This is a genomic window from Vibrio sp. 10N.222.54.A3 (assembly GCF_041474095.1).
Lineage (GTDB): Bacteria > Pseudomonadota > Gammaproteobacteria > Enterobacterales > Vibrionaceae > Vibrio > Vibrio crassostreae_C.
Genome location: NZ_JBFRTN010000172.1, coordinates 1 through 961, shown reverse-complemented (window position 1 = coordinate 961; position 961 = coordinate 1). Strand labels below are relative to the sequence as shown.

1 protein-coding gene is annotated in these 961 nt (G+C 38.2%); it reads left to right on the top strand.

Annotation, left to right across the window (positions count from 1 at the left end; genetic code table 11):
* The first annotated feature begins 355 nt into the window (after nt 1-355).
* The gene (locus tag AB4507_RS22795) at nt 356-787 is read left to right on the top strand and encodes a hypothetical protein (protein WP_372183473.1); all 432 of its coding nucleotides are present in this window, start codon (nt 356-358) and stop codon (nt 785-787) included.
* Nucleotides 788-961 lie beyond the last annotated feature (174 nt).

The window sequence follows — 961 nt, the reverse complement described above, 5'->3', positions numbered from 1 at the left end:
CCAGTTATATATCAAGGAATGCTCAAAAGTCCGCGCAGAGGAAGTCTAAAGAAAACATTACGTTAGACGGAATTTACGCTGAGCTTAGTGCTTAAGGTTCTGTCTATGAGCGGCCATTTAAATAGGAAGGAACCAATGAATAAATACACCAGAGCGATAATTCTGATCACTATGATTATTTGTATCGTTTGGTTTGGCATGGATTCAGTCGAACGACTTGCTAATATTGGCCAGGGGATCGGGAAGTAACTGTTTCTCTAACGCAGTGATTCAGGTATTTCAATAAATTTGGGTTAGTAAACGCCCGTTGTTCGAACGGTAGGCGTCGAACAATATAAAAATGGAGATGATCAATATGGAAAGGTTCGCTTATTTTTCACTAGAATTAATTTCAGGAGATGAACTTAACGCTGCTTATATTTTCGCAGCAAAGATTGCTCGAGAAAAGAATGCGCCAATAACAATCTTAGTTAATAACATAGGTACTAGCAGTCAGTTTCTAGAGAAAATCTTTACTGAAGTCGAAAAGAATAAACTTAGAAGATACGAAATCATATCCAAAAACGGTGTCAATATTCAGCTTAAGTCACCCGATGGTTTTAAAGATTACCAATCATATGGTGTAATTCTTGCGTTACATTCTTCTCAAAAAGCTATCAAAAAAATTGAATCCAATGATCAAACTTTAGCAGTAATTGCAGTTGCTGAGATTAACCACTTAGCTGAGCATCTTACCAACTGGAAAACTGAAAAAGGTGTTAAAGAACTTAAGCGACAAGATACGTAACACATATGAGCCCTTCTCTTGTCAATCGGCAATAGCATTCTTTTTTGGCTGCGTGAGCAGCTAATACTCTAGAGCAACAAAGCCGTTTACTTCGCTTTCCCCAAATTCAGCTTATCCGAATCTAACGATTTAGTGCTCAAACTCTAACCCATTCCTGTCCGTGCGACCTGAGGT

Bases quoted from the DNA above. Each gene is read 5' to 3' on its own strand.
- AB4507_RS22795 (WP_372183473.1), top strand. From the start codon at position 356: ATGGAAAGGTTCGCTTATTTTTCACTAGAATTAATTTCAGGAGATGAA.